21 protein-coding genes are annotated in these 22,484 nt (G+C 39.0%); 9 read left to right on the top strand and 12 right to left on the bottom strand.

The window, feature by feature from the left end; all coding sequences use genetic code 11:
• Positions 1-25: 25 nt before the first annotated feature.
• Entirely contained in the window at positions 26-367 is a 342-nt protein-coding gene (locus ABE954_RS13490) for a carboxymuconolactone decarboxylase family protein (RefSeq protein ID WP_042844196.1), read from the bottom strand.
• 350 nt (positions 368-717) lie between these two features.
• Positions 718-1,068 carry a divalent-cation tolerance protein CutA gene (gene cutA / locus ABE954_RS13485; RefSeq protein WP_042844194.1) on the bottom strand — a complete coding sequence of 117 codons (351 nt, stop codon included), beginning with the start codon at positions 1,066-1,068 and terminating at the stop codon, positions 718-720.
• 686 nt (positions 1,069-1,754) lie between these two features.
• Here cutA and ABE954_RS13480 point away from each other — a divergent pair.
• On the top strand, positions 1,755-3,227 hold the full coding sequence (locus tag ABE954_RS13480; RefSeq protein ID WP_042844193.1) for an anion permease: 1,473 nt from the start codon (positions 1,755-1,757) through the stop codon (positions 3,225-3,227).
• Between the two features lie 70 nt (positions 3,228-3,297).
• On the opposite strand, the gene ABE954_RS13475 is transcribed toward ABE954_RS13480, so the two are convergent.
• Entirely contained in the window at positions 3,298-3,510 is a 213-nt protein-coding gene (locus ABE954_RS13475; RefSeq protein ID WP_166696792.1) for a 3-oxoacyl-ACP synthase, read from the bottom strand.
• A gap of 343 nt (positions 3,511-3,853) precedes the next feature.
• Here ABE954_RS13475 and ABE954_RS13470 point away from each other — a divergent pair, with 343 nt between their 5' ends.
• Positions 3,854-4,726: a DMT family transporter gene (locus tag ABE954_RS13470; RefSeq protein ID WP_048606911.1), complete on the top strand. Its 873-nt coding sequence runs from the start codon at positions 3,854-3,856 to the stop codon at positions 4,724-4,726.
• 236 nt (positions 4,727-4,962) lie between these two features.
• On the top strand, positions 4,963-5,283 hold the full coding sequence (locus tag ABE954_RS13465; RefSeq protein ID WP_042844190.1) for a hypothetical protein: 321 nt from the start codon (positions 4,963-4,965) through the stop codon (positions 5,281-5,283).
• Positions 5,284-5,343: 60 nt separating this feature from the next.
• Here ABE954_RS13465 and ABE954_RS13460 read toward each other — a convergent pair whose 3' ends face one another.
• Positions 5,344-6,435, bottom strand: a complete 1,092-nt coding sequence (locus tag ABE954_RS13460; protein ID WP_042844189.1) for an NADH:flavin oxidoreductase/NADH oxidase — start codon at positions 6,433-6,435, stop codon at positions 5,344-5,346.
• Between the two features lie 594 nt (positions 6,436-7,029).
• On the opposite strand from ABE954_RS13460, the gene ABE954_RS13455 reads away from it, so the two are divergent.
• The 4 genes from ABE954_RS13455 to ABE954_RS13440 all read left to right on the top strand — a co-directional run bounded on the left by ABE954_RS13455 (position 7,030) and on the right by ABE954_RS13440 (position 11,504).
• On the top strand, positions 7,030-8,346 hold the full coding sequence (locus ABE954_RS13455) for a CitMHS family transporter (RefSeq protein WP_042844188.1): 1,317 nt from the start codon (positions 7,030-7,032) through the stop codon (positions 8,344-8,346).
• A gap of 265 nt (positions 8,347-8,611) precedes the next feature.
• Entirely contained in the window at positions 8,612-9,430 is an 819-nt protein-coding gene (locus ABE954_RS13450) for a VanW family protein (RefSeq protein ID WP_042844187.1), read from the top strand.
• A 227-nt stretch (positions 9,431-9,657) separates the two neighbouring features.
• Positions 9,658-10,365 carry an RNA ligase family protein gene (locus tag ABE954_RS13445; protein ID WP_042844366.1) on the top strand — a complete coding sequence of 236 codons (708 nt, stop codon included), beginning with the start codon at positions 9,658-9,660 and terminating at the stop codon, positions 10,363-10,365.
• Positions 10,365-11,504: an AAA family ATPase gene (locus tag ABE954_RS13440; protein ID WP_371025903.1), complete on the top strand. Its 1,140-nt coding sequence runs from the start codon at positions 10,365-10,367 to the stop codon at positions 11,502-11,504. Before ABE954_RS13445 ends, ABE954_RS13440 begins: the two co-directional genes overlap by 1 nt.
• A gap of 45 nt (positions 11,505-11,549) precedes the next feature.
• Here ABE954_RS13440 and ABE954_RS13435 read toward each other — a convergent pair whose 3' ends face one another.
• The 8 genes from ABE954_RS13435 to citC form a co-directional block, all read right to left on the bottom strand.
• Positions 11,550-12,602, bottom strand: coding sequence for a 4-oxalomesaconate tautomerase (locus ABE954_RS13435; RefSeq protein WP_071547949.1), 1,053 nt, complete (start codon positions 12,600-12,602; stop codon positions 11,550-11,552).
• A gap of 252 nt (positions 12,603-12,854) precedes the next feature.
• Positions 12,855-14,288: an anion permease gene (locus ABE954_RS13430; RefSeq protein ID WP_048606916.1), complete on the bottom strand. Its 1,434-nt coding sequence runs from the start codon at positions 14,286-14,288 to the stop codon at positions 12,855-12,857.
• A gap of 205 nt (positions 14,289-14,493) precedes the next feature.
• The gene (citG, locus tag ABE954_RS13425) at positions 14,494-15,426 is read right to left on the bottom strand and encodes a triphosphoribosyl-dephospho-CoA synthase CitG (RefSeq protein WP_131679932.1); all 933 of its coding nucleotides are present in this window, start codon (positions 15,424-15,426) and stop codon (positions 14,494-14,496) included.
• Positions 15,413-15,952 (bottom strand): citrate lyase holo-[acyl-carrier protein] synthase, encoded by a 540-nt coding sequence (citX, locus tag ABE954_RS13420; RefSeq protein WP_042844183.1) that lies wholly within the window; start codon positions 15,950-15,952, stop codon positions 15,413-15,415. The genes citG and citX overlap by 14 nt, the downstream gene beginning before the upstream one ends.
• A 2-nt stretch (positions 15,953-15,954) precedes the next feature.
• Positions 15,955-17,427, bottom strand: a complete 1,473-nt coding sequence (gene citF, locus ABE954_RS13415; RefSeq protein ID WP_370661218.1) for a citrate lyase subunit alpha — start codon at positions 17,425-17,427, stop codon at positions 15,955-15,957.
• Positions 17,428-17,491: 64 nt separating this feature from the next.
• Positions 17,492-18,388, bottom strand: a complete 897-nt coding sequence (citE, locus tag ABE954_RS13410) for a citrate (pro-3S)-lyase subunit beta (RefSeq protein WP_042844181.1) — start codon at positions 18,386-18,388, stop codon at positions 17,492-17,494.
• Positions 18,388-18,684: a citrate lyase acyl carrier protein gene (gene citD, locus ABE954_RS13405; protein WP_042844180.1), complete on the bottom strand. Its 297-nt coding sequence runs from the start codon at positions 18,682-18,684 to the stop codon at positions 18,388-18,390. The genes citE and citD overlap by 1 nt, the downstream gene beginning before the upstream one ends.
• Positions 18,681-19,757, bottom strand: coding sequence for a [citrate (pro-3S)-lyase] ligase (gene citC, locus ABE954_RS13400; RefSeq protein WP_042844179.1), 1,077 nt, complete (start codon positions 19,755-19,757; stop codon positions 18,681-18,683). Before citC ends, citD begins: the two co-directional genes overlap by 4 nt.
• A gap of 368 nt (positions 19,758-20,125) precedes the next feature.
• Between citC and dpiB the strand changes: the two genes are divergently transcribed.
• Entirely contained in the window at positions 20,126-21,754 is a 1,629-nt protein-coding gene (gene dpiB / locus ABE954_RS13395) for a sensor histidine kinase DpiB (RefSeq protein ID WP_048606926.1), read from the top strand.
• 1 nt (position 21,755) lies between these two features.
• Entirely contained in the window at positions 21,756-22,436 is a 681-nt protein-coding gene (gene dpiA, locus ABE954_RS13390) for a two-component response regulator DpiA (protein ID WP_042844177.1), read from the top strand.
• The last annotated feature ends 48 nt before the right edge of the window (positions 22,437-22,484 follow it).

Genomic DNA, 22,484 nt, shown 5'->3' with positions numbered 1-22,484 from the left:
AGGTTCAGAGACAACATTAATATATTTATTTACTTGTAAATTGCTTGTATGCACTCATGGTCTCTGCTGCGTACATTGCAGAAGGCCCACCCCCCATAAAAATGGCCACACCGAGTGCTTCTGCTAACTCTTGTTCGGTAACACCTAAATCAACCAGTATTTTGGTGTGAAAACCAATACAGCCATCACAACGATTTGCCACAGCAATACCGATAGCAATCAATTCCTTTGTTTTTTTATCTAATGCACCATCTTGGCTACCTGAACTAACTAGGTTAGAAAAATTTTTCATCACATCAGGAATATGCTTAGCGAGTTCAGGCAAATTTTGGCTGATATGAGTTGTTATTTGTTTGAAGTCTGACATTTTTTCCTCACTATATTTATGTTATTTATATTATATAATTTAATATAATGTAATCATGTAAATGATCAACCGGTATTTGCGTGAAATATAAACAATGAATTAAAATATGTTAAATTTAGCTTATGTTGGGTTTTTGGGTTTGGTGGTGAGTTTAAGGCGTATAGAAAAGTGTTCTGGAATTTTAGGTAAAAAAAACCCTCCAAACATTAAGGAGGGAAAATAAATATAAAGCGAGCCTATTGGTATACCACTAATTATGTATAAACCATACCCGACCAGTAAAATAATTTTGTAAAAAAATAAATAAGCCGCTGAGCTGTAAAATAATGTTTATTAATTCATGTAGATAGCTATTTTTTAACGGAATTAATTAACCATTGTAAATAATTATCTTCGACTTGGCTTGGGTCAAGACGAATAAGTTCTGGTGTTTCGTATGGGTGAATTTCTTTTATTGCATTAAATAAACTGAGCTGATTATCGTGTGTTGTCTTAATCAAAAGCAAAATTTCTTTATCTTGTGTAATGTTACCTTGCCAAAGATATATAGATACCACTTCTGGTAATAGTGAAACACAGGCTGCAAGGCGATTCGCTAAAATATGTTGTGCAATTTTAATTGCACTTTCATGGCTATTCGTTGTACATAGCACAATGCAAGGTTGATGATTACTAGTGGTATAAGTGTTCATGGTAGACATTTAATTTCCTTATCAGTCATATTTAGAAATGAAACTACTATTAATGTTAGATTAAATATTCACACTGTGTATGGAAACAAGGCATAATATTTATAGTTATTTCTAATTGGAATTATTAGGTTAGGTAACAATACTTTTAATAAAGAGAGTCATATTGGTTTAATTCGGTTATCTGGTTTGTTTTTAAGCTGTGTAAGTATTATTACTGTTCATTTTGGTTTTTTTTTAATCAATTGTGCGTGGTGTGGTATTTTTATCCACTCAAAAAAATAACACTATTTACTATTTTTATTTTATTAATTCGATTCAGCCTGCAAAAATAGAGGAAAAAACATAAATAAAATTGAAATTTTAGTATATTAGGTAATATCGAAATAATTTACTGATTACAATGAATAGTTAACTGTATTGACATCATCAAATGTGAGAATTATTAATTCGCTGTATAGGTTCACTCTTTAAAATAAGAGTGTGGCCCTCTATTTTTTTAAAAAATGAGTCAATATAACCTTATAATTATATATTACTTATTGTTACAAAATAGTCTGGCTATTTTTAATAAAACCAAGCTACTCACTGATAATGATCAAAGTTTTTGAGCTGTATTGTTAACATAATGATAAAAATCAGAATATATAACTGAAATTAATCTGTATTTCCATCTTTATACGTACATGGATAACCTTATGAATAAGTTAACACCTTTAAAGCCTGTACCGACCTTAATCGCAGTTGCCATTACGCTAATAATTTGGTTCTTGATCCCTGTACCTGAAGGGGTTAATCCAAATGCTTGGCACCTTTTAGCATTATTTGTTGGCACAATTGCCGCCATTATAGGTAAAGCATTACCTATTGGTGGTGTTTCTATTGTGGCTATTTCTTTAGTTGCTGTAACCGGAGTCACTAATCCAGAATCAACCAAAGGCGCTATTGCTGACGCATTAAGTGGTTTTTCCAATGACTTAATTTGGTTGATTGGTATTTCTATTATGGTTTCCATGAGCCTAAATAAGACAGGTCTTGGGGCTCGGATAGGTTATTATGTGATTTCCCTATTCGGTAAAAAAACACTCGGTATAGCTTATTCATTAGCAATTGCAGAAACCATTCTTGCACCAGTAACGCCAAGTAATACCGCTCGGGGCGGGGGGATTATTCACCCCATTATGCGTTCTATTTCGGATAGCTTTGGGTCAAAAGCTGAAGATGGGACCTCAAGTAAAATAGGGCGTTATTTATCGCTGGTTAATTACAATATTAACCCCATTACCTCTGCGATGTTTATTACTGCCACTGCACCAAACCCATTGATAGTAAGTTTGATCATTAGTGAAACTAGTCAAAGTAATGAATTGACTTGGGGTATGTGGGCAATAGCTGCATTTGTACCTGCCATTGTGTCATTAATCTTAATGCCTTTGGTGATCTATTTTATGTATAAACCAGAAATTACCTCAACACCTGATGCCCCGAATTTTGCTAAAGAGCGTTTGAAACAGTTGGGTGCGGTTTCATTACCCGAAAAAATAACCCTTGCTGTTTTCGGGCTACTATTATTGATGTGGGCTGGTGTGCCCGCCATGGTTTTTGGTCCAGCCTATAGTGTTAATGCTACCACTGCTGCTTTTATTGGTTTGAGTATTTTATTAGCAACAGGGGTTATTAATTGGGATGATGTGCTGAAAAATAAAGGGGCTTGGGATACGGTAGTATGGTTCTCTGCTTTGGTTATGATGGCGACCTTCTTAGGCAAACTAGGCTTAATTAAATGGATGTCAGTGACTGTTGGTAGCACGATTGACAGTATGGGAATAAGCTGGGTGTGGGGGATGCTAATCCTTGTTTTAATTTATGTTTATTCGCATTACTTCTTTGCAAGTACCACAGCGCACATTACAGCAATGTATGCGGCATTTTTCTCCGCAGGTTTAGCACTTGGTGCCCCGCCAATGTTATTAGCTTTAACGTTAGCTTTCTCATCTTCACTAATGATGTCATTAACGCATTATGGTACAGGGACAGCGCCGATTATTTTTGGTTCGGGTTATGCGACGTTAGGCGAATGGTGGAAAACGGGTTTTGTCATGAGTGTTGTAAATTTAGCCGTTTGGTTCTTTATCGGTAGCATTTGGTGGAAATTCTTAGGTTACTGGTAATAGTGAAAAATTTACCTAGTTAGAATAAAAAATCGGGCGAACAGCCCGATTTTTTATTGGTGTTTTTAACTTAAAAAAATAATGTGCTAATCACAGTAATGATAGCCGCGACGATTAGCGCAATTAACATCACATGCCCCCAACTGATCATATGGGGAGATTTCATTGCATGTTGCCATAATAAGCTTATTTCATCAGCATGTGCATATTTGCGAGTATTAATGGCATTTTTAACGTTATTAACTATATCAGTGGCAGTGTCGGCATTTTTTTGCATCATCATGATTACTTGCCTTTTATTAAGGTAATGATATGTGGCTTATTTTGTCTGCTGTGATTATTTCAGATATGTAAAGTCAGAAAAATTGATGGGGTTTTATACAAACTTCCTCCTTTTTTACGATAAAACTCGGTTTCAGTTAAATAAATAAGGGAAAAGGAAGTTTAAGCGCTAAATTAGCTTCATTAAGAGGAAATGGTTACTCATCTAAGGTCATATTTATGCTTTTTGGATAAGTATTTTTTTATTTGGAAAATGAATTAACAAAGCGAATAAATATGATTGGTTTGCCTACAAAAGCCAGTATGATGTAAGTGCTTGAGGGTGAATTTATTTAGAGGAACACATGTATTCGCAAAGAAAGGCAGAATTTTTCTTAGTGCTGACCACGATAATTGCAGCTTGGGGGTGGGTTTTTTCTCGCGAAGCTGTACAGGGAATGCCTATATTCGCCTTTCTCGGCAGCCGCTTCTTATTAGCCGCCATAATTTTACTGCCATTTTGTCGCGGAAAGAAAAATAAAGTAACTCTTCAACAACTGCCAAAAATATTAATGACAGGCGGTTGGATGGCATTGAATATGGTGTTATGGATCTACGCAGTGGCAACAACGGATTCGATAGGGGAAGGGGCATTCATTATGAGCCTAGCCATGCTATTTGTTCCTTTAGTTGCGTGGGTCATTTTAAAAAATAAGCCAGTGCGTTATTTTTGGCAAGCCCTTCCTGTTGCTGTAGTGGGTTTGGCGTGCTTAACTTTATTTAAGGCACAACTTGAATTTAAGGCGAGCCAACTATGGTTTCTTTGTGCTGCTATCGTCCAAGCTATTTATTTTTGTTATACCAGCTTATATACCAGAACCGTGCCGCTTTTACCTTTAACGACAATACAATTAGCTTGCACAGGTACTGTAGGCTTGGTGCTATCCATCTTTTTGGAAGAGTGGCCTGCCAGTATTACTGCACCGACGATGATGTGGTTTATTGCAAGTGTGGTGATAGCGACGAGTTTACGGTTTATTTTACAGCTTATTGGCCAGAAAAACACAACAGCTGCAAACGCTGCAATTATTATGATCCTAGAGCCTGTTATGACAGTATTTGTTGCGGCTATTTGGTATCACGAACGGATGCCTTTGATTCAAATCGTGGGTTGTATATTGATTTTATGTGCTTTATTTTATTATCGTTGGCGTTGTTCAAATTCGCTACCTAAGTGAAATTAAATTATAAAAATAACTTAATGATTGCAGATCTTTTATAGGAAAACGTCTATGATTAATAGTAACAATCATAGATAGGAATATTTATCTAAATTAGAAGTTCTTATTTTGTATATTAAGATTAATGGTGTTGTAAATATAAATTATCTATCCAAAATAGCGAAGTACTAAGACGATAATTTGTTTATTGTTGTCTTCTTGGGTCAAGCGCTTAATGAGAAAATGGGCATAAGATGAAAAAATTAGCATTAATATTGGGTATGGTTGGGGCAGTAGCTGTGTTATCTGCATGTTCTGATGAAAAGGCAGAAATTGCTGAATATAAAACTAACTTTGTGAATACTTGTGTTGCAGGGTCAGGGAATCCACAGGGCGAAACAGCAAATGCTGTTTCAGCGATATGCGGATGTGCCTATGACAAAACAATTGAGAAATATGGCTTAGCTGAATTTAAACGTATTGATGGTGAATTGGCTAAGTCAGGTGATGCAGAACCTGAATTCCAAAAATCCATGATCGAATTTGTTCAGCAGTGTTCGCAAAACGCACGTTAGTCGCTTTAAACCCGCAGTTTGATGGCTATTCATCGTATAAGTGCTGCGGGTTTTTTATTTCTATTTAAATAAATTTTTAAACTGATGTGGTGCACAACGTAAATATTGTGGTGCAACATTAACTTGCTGATTTAATTCACAAGCAGCTCTCCATGGCCAGCGTGGCTCAAATAAAATCCCCCGCCCAATAGCGACAAAATCCGCTTGATGAGTCGCCAGAATAGCCTCTGCTTGTAATGGCTCTGTAATAAGGCCAACAGCAATAACAGGCATCATAGTATGTTCATTAATTGCTTGAGCCAATGGAACTTGGTAATTAGGGCTTAAAGGAATTTGTTGTTCCGCAGATAGGCCACCTGAGGAGACATGGATATAGTCACAACCTAAATCTTCTAATATTTCAGTAAGCTCGATAGATTCGGGAACGCTCCATCCGTGTTCAAGCCAGTCAGTTGCGGAAATCCGTACGCCAACTGCAATATTTGGGCTAATTGTTTCTCTAATTTCATGAAAAATATTCACTAATAAGCGACTTCGGTTCTCGAAGCTCCCCCCATATTCATCTTGGCGTTGATTTGAAACTGGGGATAGGAATTCATGCAATAAATACCCATGAGCTGCGTGAATTTCAATGACGTCAAATCCAGCTTGTTCTGCTCGTTTTGCTGCATCAATAAATTGTTTTTTGATTTCAATAATTTGTTCAATAGTTAACTCACGTGGTAGGTAGTTATCACCAAAAGCAAGCGCGGATGGTGCAACGGTTTGCCACCCATGAGGGTCAGTTGCTTGAAGGCTTTTTCCACCAAACCAAGGTAAATCAGTAGAGGCTTTTCTACCTGCATGGGCTATTTGCACTCCTAAACGTGCATTCGAATATTGCCTAATATCTACCAGCATTTGCTGCATGGCGGCCATTTGTTCATCATTCCACAGCCCTAAATCCTTGTGTGTAATACGTCCTTCGGGCGTAACTGCACTAGCTTCCATAATGACTAATGAAGCACCAGACAAAGCGAGGTTCATATAATGCGCCTTGTGCCACGGCGTTGGCATCCCATTGTCTGCTGAATATTGACACATAGGTGGAACGATAATTCTATTTTCTAGTGAAACTTGGCCTATTGATGCGGATGAAAAAAGATGACTCATAGGAACATTCCTTTTTAGATAACTTTAGTTATTCTTATATTATACCTAGTTTATTTTGGTCTTTTTGTGAGATGGTGTGATATTGCAAATCAACCTTACCTTTACATAAAGTTGAAACTAAAAAGCAAGTAGTTTTTTGGATCTTTGAAAAACATAAAAAAAAGTATAAATCCCTGTGTTGGTGGCTAAAAAATAGCTGAAATACTTAAAAAAATAGCATAAAAAATAAAATAGTAGAGTAAATATATTATCTTGGTATTTATAATTCTGTCACTTATAAATTAAATAAATAATCACCAATATATAATGGTTTTAATTTCACCTTATGGTTTTAATGGTTGTAATAGAAAAATACACTGGTTTTTTATTTTAAATAGTGATTTTAATTAGTGTGAACAAGTTGTTATCGCAGCAAAAATATAAAAATAGCCTTGCACTTGTCTCTAATGGTTTATATAAGCAACATACTGATATTGAATCAAATAGACAATTTAATTACGCAATTTGCATAGTCGTAAAATAGCATTAAATAATTAGGCTAGTTAATTAAAGCTTATTTCACCTGAAAAATATAATTCTAAGAAGGAAGTCGATGTGTTAACAATTATTGGTATTTTAATCATTGTATCTATCGTGACATTGCTCATGATGGGAAAAGTGAGCCCTATTATCGCAATGTCCTGTATACCATTTATTGGTGCATTATTTGCAGGATATTCTGTAGCGGAAATTTCAGTTTTCTTCGAGAGTGGGATTAATAAAGTCTCGAAAGTCGCTGCAATGTTTTTATTTGCCATCTTGTTTTTTAGCTTGATGAAAGATCTCCATATTTTTGACCCATTAATTCGGATAATGGTCAAAATGACTCGTGGAAATATTGTTGTTGTTTGTATTATGACTACCCTAATCGCGGGTATTGTCCATTTAGATGGCTCAGGAGCAGCAACATTTTTAATTATTATCCCTGCATTATTACCTTTATATCGACAGCTAGGTATGAGCCCATATTTAATGTTATTACTGATGTGTGCAAGCATGGGGGTGATGAATATGGTGCCTTGGGGAGGGCCTTTAGGGCGCGCCTCTGCGGTCACTGGAATTGACGCATCAACTTTATGGCAGCAACTTATACCTGTTCAATTAATTGGTATGGGTGGCGCTGTGGTATTCGCTATTATTATGGGTTTGCGCGAGAAACGCCGCATAGCTTCCGCACGGTTGAAAGGGACGACGCCGTATGAGATGGATTCATTATTACCTGCGAGTGAAGAAATTGGCGAAATCAATGAAACTATCCAAAAGCCTAAAAAGCCATTAATTAATGGTGGTTTAATTGTTGCATCGGTGGTGTGTCTGGCATTTGGTTTATTATCAGCTCCATATGTATTTATGATAGCACTATCAATCGCACTGATGGTGAACTTCCCTAACCCTAGAGACCAAATGAAGGTCTTATCTGCTCATGCGCCACAAGCACTAGGTATGGTCGCGATTATACTTGCAGCTGGAGCATTTTTGGGGATTTTATCTGAAGGGGGAATGCTTGAGTCGATAGCAAAAGATTTAACTGCTATTTTACCAATGGAATGGGTATCAAAAGTGCATATCTTTGTTGGTATTTTGGGTGTGCCGATGGATATATTCACCAGTACAGATGCTTATTATTTTGCTTTATTACCGATAATTCAACAAATTGCAGCCACTGTAGGGGTAGACCCATCTGCTGTTGTTTACTCTATGGCTATTGGTAATAATGCAGGGACTTTTGTTAGCCCATTTTCACCGGCAGCTTGGTTAGCCATGGGGCTAGCGGGGATTGATATGGGGCGTCACCTGCGTTATTCATTTGGGTGGATTTGGCTATTTAGTCTATTTTTACTTGGCGCTGGTGCGGTACTCGGTCTCTACTAATTGGCTTTCGCGCCGCAGTGTTGTTGGCTTTAAAAGTAACCCCTAGTCATACATTGGTATGTTCTAGGGGTTACTTTTTGTCGCCTAGTTGCAATAGCATCAGATTAGAATACATCCAGTTTATTTTTTGGTTTGTAATCTGTAGTCGGTACAGGTACCAAGGTGATTGAATAGCTATATTGCGAATTATCAGATAGTTACTATGTCGTAAAATTTACGGTTATGACATGATTTATTGGTTAATTATTATCAATAAGGTTTTGTTATGCGTCGGCCACTTTCTTCTTATCATCCTATCCTCTATTGGCTGCGTGTGACTCAAAAACGTCTAGCTCGAAGACTGCATTGGGCATTTTCCTCTCAATATTATGCGAAAGCGAAATCTTCTGAACGTCTTGAATATCGCTACAATAAGCACACATCCAAATTAATCCGCAAATTAGGTGAGTCGGATTTACGTTTGCAGTACAACAAAGTGACTAACTTGCGCATAGCCATTAAAGCCATGAATGGTATTACGATATACCCTGGGGAGTATTTTTCCTTTTGTCGATTAGTGGGAAAGCCCACAGCGCGTAGGGGGTTTCTTGAGGGGATGGAATTATCATTTGGCGAAGCTCGTAGTGGTATTGGTGGTGGAATTTGCCAGCTCAGCAACCTAATACACTGGATGATTTTGCACTCACCATTACAGGTGGTTGAGCGTGCTAATCATAGTTTTGACCCTTTTCCTGATGAGGGCAGAGTATTGCCGTTTGGCTCAGGCGCTGCCATTTTTTATAATTACATCGACCTTGTCTTTTACAACCCAACTCAAAGTGCATTTCAATTGGTTTTTAATATTGCTGAGCACCAACTTGAAGGGGAGTTGTTATGCAGTGATCCGCGAGAGGCGAAATACCATATTTATGAGAAAAACCATAAATTTACCCGTGAAAAAGGGGTGATTTATCGCCATAATGAAATTTGGCAAAAAGTGACGACTAAAGGGCAAGAACCAGTCACTTTGCAAGATAATTGTTTGTACTGCAATAAAGTCGTAGTGAAATACCCTATTGATGAAAGCCGAATTGTTATCGAATAACTGCGTTTTTCATGAGTTTAGGAATAAATTGATAGTTTTTTCCTTGACAGTTAAGTTAGGATCTCACTGAATATAACACAAACAGGCCTAGAGAAAACGCTAGGCAGCATCAATATGAGGCCGACACTCGGACTAGATATGTAATACCAACACTTGATTTCTCAACAATAAAAGAAGCAAATCTTGCAAAAGATTTGTTGTGATTTCTATTCTTTAGAGAAAGCATGATGAATATGCAATCAAGAAAGTATGGTAGAACGTATCATTATCCGTTCTCACCCGGTACGACTAGTGACGATCGCATCAATAGCGATTGGTGGTCGCACATCCAAAATATTGGGCAATTAATTCACACAGAAAAACTCGATGGCGAAAACAATTGTTTAAATCGCTATGGTGTGTTTGCACGCTCTCATGGCGCGCCAACACAATCTGCATGGAGCCAACAGATACGTCAGCGTTGGCAGTTAATTAAAGATGATTTAGGTGATATCGAACTATTCGGTGAAAATCTTTATGCTGTGCATTCCATTGAGTATCAGCATATTGAAGACTATTTTTATCTGTTTGCCGTTAGGCAAGGGGGTTATTGGCTTAGTTGGGAAGAAGTGCAATTTTATGCAGCATTATTTGATTTCCCTACGGTGCCTCAGTTGGATTTATCATTGAATAAGAATATGTCTGAGCAAGAATATACCCGTGGATTAATAGAAGCCGCATCCCAAGATAGCCAATTTATTGCCTATGATACACATACAGGCAAAGCATGTAGCATGGAAGGTATTGTTAGCCGTGATAGCCAAGCCTTCCCAGTAGATGATTTTATGTCGCATGTATTTAAATATGTGCGTAAAAATCATGTCAAAACAGATATCCACTGGAAGCGTAATTGGCAAAGAGCCAAACTGGCTTTTGAATATCAAGGAGGGCAATGATGAGCTGGCAATTGACAAAAAACCGCGATTGGTCGCAGCTTGAAGCTCAATTTGATTTTATCCGCGACATGCAAAATGTACCACAAGATAGCTTGCACCATGCAGAGGGTAATGTGGCTATTCATACCCAAATGGTGTTAGCCGCGCTTGAAAGTTTGCCTGAATATCAGCAACTATCACCGTTTAAGCAGCAGGTGGTTTGGACTGCGGCATTATTGCATGACGTAGAAAAGCGCAGTACCACACGTGAAGATGAAGAGGGGCGAATTCATTCACCGGGGCACGCTAAAAAAGGTGAGTTATCTGTACGGAATATATTATTTCGTCAAATAGAAACACCTTTTGCCATTCGTGAACATATTGCTGCATTAGTGCGTTTTCACGGCTTACCGTTATGGATAATGGAAAAACCAGACCCTGAGCGTACTTTATTTGCCGCCTCTTTACGTGTCGAAATGCCGTTGTTGTGTATGTTGGCGAAAGCGGATGCAATAGGCCGAACTTGTGAAGATAAAGCTGATTTACTCGCTAGAATTGAGCTGTTTGAATTATTTTGTCGTGAGCAAGATTGTTGGGATAAGCCTAAATCATTTGCCTCTTTAGCGGGCCGTTTCCAATATTTTCATTACCAGAAGGGCACGGCAGATTACCTCCCTTTTGAGGAGTTTGGTAGCGAAGTGATTATGTTATGCGGTTTACCCGGTATGGGGAAGGATCACTTTGTAAAACAGTTTTATCCACAAACTCAAATAATTTTCCTCGATGATATTCGTCGAGAACATAAAATTAACCCTGCAGATAAAAATGCACAAGGGTGGGTGGCTCAACAAGCGAAAGAGCAAGCTAAAGGTTTACTGCGCACTAAAACGGATTTTATTTGGAATGCGACTTCGTTAAGCGCTTCTTTGCGAGCCAGTATGATCAGCCTATTTGAACGTTATCAAGCAAAAGTTCATTTAGTTTATTTGGAAGTGCCATTCAAGCAATGGCGGCAACAAAATCAACAACGGCAATATGCTGTTCCAGATAATATTATGGAAAGAATGGCAGGCAAGTTGGAATTACCCACTCCCGATGAAGCGCACCAAGTTTCTTATTATATTAATAGTGAGTTTGTTGAGTTGTTCGGGGAGATATAGCATGGTTTACCTGCCTCTAGGTAAGAGGCAGGTTCTCATTTTGTATTATGGAATAAACGCATCACCTTCAAATAACTTCCTTGCTGTACGGATAATTGATGCCTGTAGCCCCTCAGGAAAGTCACTTTTTGGAGTTAATGAGACTTCAAACATTCCACTGAGATGCTCAATAGCGATATTTTTCATATCCACAGAATCAATATATTGTTTCACGATACTGTCAGGTAAAAGGGTACTGGTGGCAATAGCAATAGCGCCGGTTACAGCAAGGGCACCATGACATTTATGAGGCATAAAATAGCGTACGTTGATGGTACCACCATGGATAGCAGGAGAGACCAAAATAGGTTTGGGGATCACTTTTTTGCTCACATCACCTAAACCCATTGCTGCCCCCGCTTTAATGCGAATAGCTTCCAATTTCTGCATAAATTCGCTATCTGTTTCTAATTGTTCAGCCGTCTCATAACCGGTTTTATTCATCTGAGGGGCATCAATGAGTACCACAGGCGTTGCCATATCGATGCAACTCACCTCAACACCGTCAAAGGTATCAATTGAGTGCCCAGTTGGCAGAAGTTTCCCAGTTTTAGTACCGCAGGCATTTAAAAATGTTAGCGCAACAGGTGCTGCATACCCAGGTACACCAGCAATTGAGGTTTCACCAAGGTAATTCACTTCGCCATTAGGTGTTTGTACTGTTGAATTAATAAAGGTATTGGTATTCACATTACGAATTCTTACCGTGGTCGTGTCATGATGAATAGGGACTAAGCCTTTTTCAATGGCAAAAGGGCCAACCGCACACAGGATATTACCGCAGTTCGGCGCTGTATCGACAATCGCTTCCATAATAGAAACTTGTGCAAATAAATAGTCTATATCAGCGTCAGGGTGAGAAGAGGGGCCAATAATGGCGACTTTACTGGTTTGTGGGCTACCACCTCCAATGCCATCAATTTGTAAAGCATGACCAGAACCCATCAATGCAAGAATGAGTTTATCGCGCTGTTGAATATCGTTGGGAAGAGAATCTGCGAGTAGGAATACACCTTTCGAGGTGCCGCCACGCATTAATGTGCAAGGGATCTTTTTCATCTGTTTACCCGTTATATTTCCCGCTGTGGCGGTGTTGGCTACACTCAGTTACCCAAGTCACATACCTTTGTATGCTCCTTGGGATGCCTTCATTTGCCGCCTAGCCACAACGAGAACTATTTAGGGGAAGCCGATAAATATTTACGCGATAGCTTAAAGGCTGCAAATAACCATAGAAGCGTGAGAAATAATGTTTAGTTAAATTGGGCACAATAATCATTGTGCCCATACCGTTATATAAAGGCGTGAGGATTAAATTAACCCAGTGTTAATTAAAATTTCCCACCAACCTAAACCGATAGTCATATGAACAAGTAAGCTAATGAATGCGACAAGGCCACCAATAATCCACCAAGAGCGAATATCGTTATAACCCGCCCCGAATACGATAGGCGCAGCCGCACCACCATAGTGAGTTACACTACCACCGTAGGCATTAGAGAAAAGTAAGCCTAGAGCCAGTAGCATTGGAGGTGCACCAGCTACCATACCGACTGTCGCGAATACTGGAACCATCGCGGCGACATATGCACCACCAGAGGCAAATAAGTAACGTATCGCGACACTGATAAACATGATGACGAAGAAGGCAAGCATGGCTTGGTCGCCGAAAGAAAGGTATTGGCTCATGGTATCAGCTAGCCATTTAAAGAAACCCGCTTTAGTCAGTACGCCAGACATACTGATGATCCCACCGTACCAAATCAGCGTGTTCCAGCCGCCTTTGTTTTTTAAGACATCATCCCAAGTAACAACACCAAGGATCAGGGTTAATGCCATGACGGCAATAGCAACACTGGATGCGCTTACGCCGATTAAGTCGGAAAAAATCCAGCCACAAAGCGCAATAATAAATACAATGCTGAGTAATTTTTCACGCATAGTCATCGGGCCTAATTCTTCAAGGCCTTTTGCCGCGATCTCTTTGTTATTTACTTTTTTTAATTCTGGTGGGTAAAGCTTATAAATCATTAAGGGAGTTAAAATCAGCATGATTAAGCCGGGAACTGAAGCGGCGAGTGCCCATCCACCCCAACTTAAATGGATCCCCATGATGTCGGTCATCATCGCTAATGCTAAAGCATTCGGTGCCATGGCAGTTAAAAACATATAGCTGGTGGTTTTAGTCACCATATATACGTTAACCAGTAAATAGTGACCTGCTTTACGAGGGCTTTTTTCTGGATCTGACCCTAAAGCAACCGCGACACTATTGATGATAGGAAAAACAATTCCCCCAGCTCGTGCAGTATTCGATGGGGTAGCAGGAGCAATAATTAAATCCAGAATAGCAGTGACATATCCTAACCCAAGCGTTGTTCCGCCTAGCTTACCTATTAATATATACGAGAGACGTTTCCCGAGACCGGTAATTACAAATGCGGCACTCAGTGTAAATGCAGCAAATACTAACCATGTGGTCCCAGACGCATAACCGCTGAGCACTTCACTTGCTTTGACATCTTTAGTACCTGTAATACCAATAATGACAGCACTTGCTGCAATAGTGGCTAATAAGATAACGGGTTCTGAATAGGGTTTTAATACTAACCCTACAATGGCGGCAAGATAAAGACCAAATAATAACCAAGCAATATGTGGGAGCCCAGTTGGTGTTGGTATTAAAGCAATGATAATTGGAATCGCTATTAATATAAATAGCTTCCATATTTTTTCTTTTTGCATAAGCCAATTTCCTTGATTAAATCAATATTAAATTTATTTAATATTAAATTGAATGAACTTTAATATTAGGAATTTGTTAAAATAACAATTTTTAATATGGCTGCATCTTGAATGAAAATAATAAATTGGTTTTATTAGTAATTCATTCTAAAGCGGATGTTTTTTATTAATAAATATTTAATTGGTTTTTATTTACTTAATTAATTTAATTTTTCTTATTTCTTCCTATATTAATAATGTTGAATTTTTGTAATGTTAAACCGTGATGTTGATTTGCTAATCGGGAAAAAAACCAAGTCAATATTAATAAGTCTGCGCTGCCGCCGGGGCTGACATTCTGTTGAATACATTCATTATCGAAATTTTTTACAAAAATTAAATCATTGTGGGTATTAATCCCTTGATGTAATAATTGTATAGCGCGTTGTTTTACCCACTCTAACCCTTGAATACCTCCACGATTAACAATATTAGTGTCATCATTCAGGCTCATTAATAAAATTAAGGTATCAAGTAGGGCAATATCGTCTGCTTTATCTTTTGCGAGTTGTTGTAAATAGTAAGGGAGTGCATGTTGAGTGACTAACGCGTAACCATTTTGCGCTTCACCTCGAGCACCTGTTAGCCCGTATTGCTGATATAGGCGGTGCCCTGCCGTTGGGGTATCAGTTGGTTTTTTTAATTCATCGGTAATTCCAACACACATTCCTGCCACTAACTGACTAATATATTGAGGCAGCACGGGTTGCTGTAAGGCAATTAAACGGCCGATTGCAGTTAATACCAACCCTAGGGAAAAAATACTGCCTTTATGCGTATTTACACCTTGAGTTGCACGGAACATGGCCGTTTCACAATTAATACCAATACTACGGATATTGATTAAAACGTTTTCTATCGGTAAATCTTTATGCTGAGCCCCTGCGAGTAGAAAATAAGGGAAATATTTTGCAATTGCATTGGCACTTAAGTGAAAATCGGTCAGTGCCATATCTTTATGGGCACCTGTGTTATGTTTATCGACTAACCCCGGTTTAGGGGTTAAATTCACTTCAGCGAGCAAAGCTTGCCAAGCTAATTGGCTGTAATGCTGAACTTGTTCTTCAGTGATAGAGTTTAACTGTTTAGCGTGTTGCATTAGCTAACTCCTCAATACGGTTAAGGATCTCACCAAGTGGGTGTGTTCGATGTCGAGCACACACCTTAGCTTCATTCTCACAAACCAAACAACGCCTTGAAGAGAGGTTTAATTGTGAGCGAGAATACTGCTGTCCGTTCGCATCAAAAACGTCAAAATCCCATAGCCGTCCCACTGGCGATAACTCTTCAATTTCAATTAACGCTTTTTTAATTTCAATTGCATCGACATCAACAGCAGCCAAACATTCCGGTCCTGTTTTTAATGCCCATGATTGTTGTGATAAAAACACCCACTGCCTGCGTGAAGCAATTTGTTTAAGCGCATTTAGTCCTTGATTAAAAACATGTCTAACAAGGGAGTTATCTTTAACCGCTCCCGGGAAAACGACAGTAAATGAAATCAAGGTTACCTGATGGAGACCAATCCATTGTTGCTGACGAGCCTGACGGGCATCACGGCTATCTAGCAGTTCAGGTAAGGAAATTTCAAATTGCTCTTGAGTATCAGGCAGTGGGTAAAACATAGTTACTCCTTCACTTGATGAACAATATCAATGACCGAACCATCGCGGTAGCGAACAACGGCCACGACCTTATCGGTAAATTCAATTGGATTAGGAGTACCAGTTAAGAGTTGTGCTCGTTCTCTTAACCAGTCCATTGAAACAGTTTTAATCCCTTGGCTTTCAAGTTGTTGTTTTAATTCAGGACGAGCTGGGTTTACTGTAATACCATGGTCCGTCACGAGAATATCAACGCTTGAGCCTGGAGTAACACAAGTTAATACTTCATCAACTAAGGTTGGGATGCGCCCGCGAACTAATGGTGCCACAATGATGGAGAGTTTTGAGGCCACCGCTGTATCACTATGACCACCTGAAGCTCCACGAATGACACCGTCAGAGCCGGTTAATACATTGACATTAAAGCGAGTATCGATTTCTAGCGCACTGAGTACCACCACATCAAGCATATCAACGGAGGCCCCTTTAGAATCAAAGCAAGCATATTGATTCGCACTGATTTCAATATGATTAGGGTTGCGGCCTAATGATTCTGCGGCGGCTTTATCAAAACTTTGTACATCTAATAATTTGCGAATTAAGCCTTTCTCATGTAAATCAACAATGGTTGACGTGATCCCGCCCAATGCAAAGCCTGCGGTAATATTGTGACGTCTCATTTTATCTTCAAGAAAACGAGTTACTGCCAGAGATGCACCGCCAGTCCCTGTTTGCAATGAAAAACCATCTTTAAAATAACCGGATTTTTCGATCACATCCGCGGCGGTACGGGCAATGAGAAGTTCCCGAGGGTTAGATGTCATACGGGTCGCATCGGCGCCAATTTTATCTGCGTCGCCTACGCGTTTTACTTTCACAATGTAGTCAACTTCATCTTGTTTAATACTGGATGGGTTATGTGGGTAATCCAATAATTCTTCTGTCAGCATGACCACTTTTTTAGCTGTTTCTGCGTCAATTTTGGCATAACCTAAAGAACCACAGCTTGCAGTTCCTGTATAGCCATTGGCATTACCGTACTCATCACAAGAAGGAACACCAATAAAGGCTACATCGATTGATAGCTCACCGCTATGTATTAAGTTTGCTCGTCCGCCATGTGAATGGATTTGTACTGGCTCATCCAATTCTCCACGTGAAATAGCCTCAGCTAATGGCCCCCGAATACCTGAGGTATAAATTTTACGAATAACGCCGTGGCGAATATGTTCAACTAAGGGGGAGTGACATGCACTTAATGAACTAGAAGCAAGGGTAAGGTTACGAAAACCCATTTCGGCAATCACTTGCATCACCATATTAACGGTAAGGTCGCCACCACGAAATGCGTGATGGAATGAAATCGTCATACCGTCTTTGAGGCCAGAACGACGGATAGCAACTTGTAAATCATCGCACAGTTTGCGATTTCTCGGTTTTTGTACCTGCTGTTGTATTTTGCCAATATCTTGGAATTCTTGTTGAGTTTCATCCATATTTGGTTGTAGGTAGGCTGATACGCGAGCCTGACGCTGAGTACTATTTGTCATTTTATTTGCCTCACTCTTCCCGAATGCCTGATAATGCTGCGCGTGATAATACAAGACGGGCTCTATCAATCACTGGGCCATCGACCATTTTTCCGTTTAAAGACACAACACCTTTACCTTCAAGGGCAGCTGAATCAGCTGCTTCAACAACACGTTGAGCATGGTCGACTTCTTTTTGAGTAGGTGCATACAGGTTATGAAGTAACTCAATTTGTCTTGGATTTATCAATGACTTGCCATCAAAGCCGAGTTGTTTAATGTGAGCGGCTTCGTGTAGAAAGCCTTCTTCATTATTAGCGTCAGAATAAACGGTATCGAAAGCTTGGATACCAGCTGAGCGTGCGGCTTGTAAAATGGCGCACCGAGCATAGAGGAGTTCAACGCCGTCAGGAGACCGCTCGGTGCGCAAATTGCGGACATAGTCCTCGGCACCTAGTGCGATGCCAATAAGTCGTTGTGATGAATGTGCAATATTAACAGCTTGGGTGATCCCCATAGGGGATTCAATGGCGGCCAGTAATCCAGTACTGCCTTCCTCACGACCACAACTTTTTTCAATACGTAGAATTTCATTTTCAATATCAATAACGTCTTGCGCAGTATCGGTTTTTGGCAAGCGAACAATATCGGCGCCACCGCGAACGACGGCCTCAAGATCGGCGACACCAAATGCGGAATCCAATGCATTGACACGAACAATAGTTTCAATATCTTGATAAAGCGGGTGTTGTAATGCGTGGTAAACTAAACGTCGAGCTGTGTCTTTTTCACGCAGTGTAACGGAGTCTTCAAGGTCAAACATCAGCGCATCTGCTTTATAAATAAAGGAGTTGCTTAGCATCGCTGCGTTTGAGCCAGGGACAAAAAGCATGCTTCTGCGTGTCCGTGATTTTTGTTGTGGAGTCATTATTTTTCCTCCCAAGGTAGGTAGTCGATATCACAAGCGCGAGCGAATAATGCTTCAAGACGTGCTCTGAGTACGCATTCCAATGCACCTTTATCATCAACGATGATTTGTGCACCTTGGATTTCATGCCGCTGTATCATTTCTTGTACGATCTGCGTGATGGCATCACCGAATTGTTTTTCGACACTGCTGGTTACTTGCACTGAAACTTCTTGAGTATCTTCTAAAGGTTCTATGCGAACCATGACATCACTTGATTCAAGCGTGCCAGCTATTGCTGCGTGTTTAATCTTCATATTTCACCTATGGCTAATTCAGAACTTTCGGTGCGGTTTATTGTGGTTGTTACTTGGTTAGCGAGCATTTCTTGTAAATATTGATATGTCGCTTCAGGCACAATCGCTTTAATTGCCGCAAGATCTTTTTTAGCGAGCAGTCTTCTAACTTGCGAGGCGGAAACCGCCGTGCCATTGATGACTATTCGCGGAAATTCAATGAGTTCTATAGGTGGAAAATTCATAGCGTCCGTTTCCAGCCAGAAGCGCATGTCTTGGTTATATTGATTAGTGACTTGGCAAAAAGGCTCAGAACCTACAAATCGATGGGTGATCCCAAGAGCTGGGGCGATATATTGACGAAAAATCTTAATATCGATCTCGGTATAACAGTTATTGGCAACCGTTTTATCTTTTATAAAGTAGCAAGGGAAAGTCGCTCGAGAAATAATATATTCAGAGCCTTTATGGATAGTGAGATTGTCTATCCCTTTTGTGCCCGCCTCAATCAAATTAAGCCTAACTTTATAAGGAAAGCGCGAGGTATCTTCTTTGACGACAAATAAATGTAGCCAATCGCACGCTTTTGCCGCTTGTTCTATCAAATAACGGTGTCCAAGGGTAAATGGATTGGCATTCATCACAATGGCGCCAATTTTTTTCCCATCTTTACGCTGTGCTTTTAAGCTTTCAATATAGCGTTTTAGATAACAGCAACTGTTTTCCATCAGCACCATGACATCAGGGACAGTTGCAATAGTATGAAAACCACATTGTTGAAATAGGCTTTCGTTCTGAAATTTGGTATAAATAAATAAATGTGTTGTGTTATTTTCATAAGCGAGATTAACAAGTTCTGTTGCTAACTTTAATGCAAGGCCTTCGCCACGAACATCATCGCTAATTGCAACGCATTTAATCACGTTTTTAGCTAATCCCCCGCATGCAATTAATTTTTCATTACGGGTTATAGTAATAAAAACGTCGATACTTGAATCAAGCTCTAAATCGTTTTCCTTTAAAAACTGAGTAATTTCAGCAAGTTTCCTGTTCTCATGACGTTTTACCTGATTAAACGTTATGTTTTCGAACATAATAGTATCCTGCATCTCATTTAGAGATGTTTTTAAAATGTTGCTAATGTTAAAGTTAATTAAATAATTATTTTTAGAATTTTTTAGTGCGCTTAATATAAGTAATTATTTAATTTCCCTTTTCAATATTAATATTAAAGAAGCTGTATTTAATATACTTGACCTATTTCATGTTTCTTAAATGAGTTTGTATTTGTTTAATGGTTTTAAAGTTTTTAATTATTGGATATGTTTTTTATTGCTTGGTTTTTATGTGTTTAATTATTAATATGTGTATTATACCTTTGGCTTTAACCTGAGTTATCCGTTATATTGTTATCTTTGTATTTAACAAATTTTTTACTTTTCATAGTGTAACGAGATTTAACATGAAAAAAGAATATGCATTCTCCTCACTGAAAAAAGTAAGCTCGATTTCGTTTTCAGTACGAGTATTCTTTCTTCTATTACTTGTCTCTGTCTTTTTGACGTTTGGGTTGGGTAAATATTTTACAGATACTGCGGAAAGCCGGTTGATTGCGAATATTAGGTCTCTAGCGATGAGCCAAGCGAAGCTAATCGCTTCAATTGAAGGGGTGGTGCAATCTGTAAAAAATAAAGATATCCCAAGACTGAAAATTATTGCAGATAAACTCAATCAAGATTCGAATTATGATTATGTGGTGATTGGTGATGAAAACTCGATTCGCCTATATCACCCAAACAGCCAGAAAATTGGCTACAAAATGCAATGGAACAAACCAGGTGCATTGGAGCGGGGCGAAAGTTACTTCATCAATGGTGAAGGTTCGATGGGAAATGCGGTACGAGCAAAAACTCCCATTTTTGATGAGCAGGGTAAAGTTATCGGGGTGGTTTCTATTGGTTATTTAACCAATAAAATTGACACCTCCCGCAGTGAACTATTTGTACAAACTGGCGCTACGTTTCTCGGTATATTGATTATTTTATTGTTTTTATCTTGGGCATTCTCACGCCTAATACAGAAACAAATGTTGGGCATGGAGCCAGAGGAAATCACACAATTAGTGTTAGTACAAAAAGGGATATTTGATGCCGTTTTTGAAGGGGTCATCGCTGTTAATACCCAAGGGCAGATTATCAATATCAATTCGAATGCTAGAAAAATGCTCATGTTGAGTGAGCCATTAGGGCAACTAACGGGTATGCGCGTTTCAGAAAGAATATCGCCCGCTGATTTTTTTATGACCGATATTGCGACAACTCGGCATGATGTGATTTGTGAATTTAATGGGCTAAATGTGATTGCAAATCGAGTAGCTATTCGTGATAGTGAGCAACTTGTGGGGGCTGTAATCAGCTTTCGTAGTCAAAATGATATTGAATCCTTAAATTCTCAGTTAACACAAGTGCGTCAGTATGTTGAAAATTTACGCACACTACGCCATGAACACCTTAATTGGATGTCAACATTAAGTGGTTTATTGCAGATGAAAGAGTATGACCAAGCTTTGGCTCTAATTAAAGGTGAATCAGAGTCCCAACAACAATTGATTGATACGTTACGCAGGCAATTTTTTGATAAGCAAGTTGCTGGCTTATTATTTGGTAAGTATCATCGAGCCAAAGAGCTAGGGTTACAATTAAAGTTTACGGCGGGTAGCCAACTGCGCGACTTACCTGATTCATTAAACAGTACTGAATTTTGTGCTGTCTTGGGTAATTTATTGGATAATGCTTTTGAAGCAAGTTTGAAAAGCAACCAAGGGAATAAGCAGGTCGAGTTATACCTTTCTGATGAAGGAAAGGAAATAGTTATTGAAGTTGTGGATCAAGGTTGTGGTTTCCCCGAAGAGCTTCAAAATAAATGGTTTGAACGTGGAGTGACAACCAAGACAGATGCAACAGATGGCCATGGTATTGGGCTCTATTTAGTTGCATCTTATGTTAAGCGCTGTAATGGCGCGGTGATTATTGAAGAAAATCAACCGCATGGTACAGTATTCTCAATTTTTATTCCGAAAGTGAAGATATAAAATGATTAAGATAAAAATCCTCATTGTGGAAGATGAGTTACTTCTGGCAGAAATGCATGGCGAGTATATAAAAACGTACCCTGCATGTGACAAAGTGTGGCTTGCGGGGAACCTAGCTGAAGCTAGGAAAATGATTGAATATATGAAACCCGATCTAATTTTATTAGATAACTATTTACCTGATGGTAAAGGTATTGATTTGGTTCATGAATTAATACAAGAAAGAAACAACGCAGATATTGTTTTCACAACCGCAGCAAGCGACATGGAAACGGTCTCTGAAGCAATTCGCTTAGGGGTTTTTGACTACTTAGTGAAACCTATCGCTTATGAGCGTTTAGGGCAAACATTAGATAGGTATATTCAACGTAAATCTGTTCTGCAAGCGAATAGTAAAACTAACCAAAGTAAAATTGATGATATGTTTAATACTTATGCGCGTGGTGAATCGAAAGAAGAGCTACCGACGGGGATTGACATCATTACATTAGAAAAAATATTAGCGCTATTTGCTGATTCAGAAGCAGAATATACAGCTGAAAGTATCGCTGAAACAATAAAATTGAGCCGCACAACAGCAAGACGTTATTTGGAATATTGTTTGGCAAAAAATAAAATTGAGGCTGAAATTGAATACGGGAAAGTGGGGCGACCACAGCGAGTCTACCGCAGAAAAATGTGAATGTTTGTATTAATCTGCGCATATCGATAAAAGTTCTGCATGGGGTAT

The sequence above is a fragment of the Providencia sp. TYF-12 genome (assembly GCF_041344805.1).
GTDB lineage: Bacteria > Pseudomonadota > Gammaproteobacteria > Enterobacterales > Enterobacteriaceae > Providencia > Providencia huashanensis.
The sequence above is the reverse complement of the archived record's forward strand: the minus strand, read 5'-3'. Positions and strand labels throughout refer to the sequence as shown.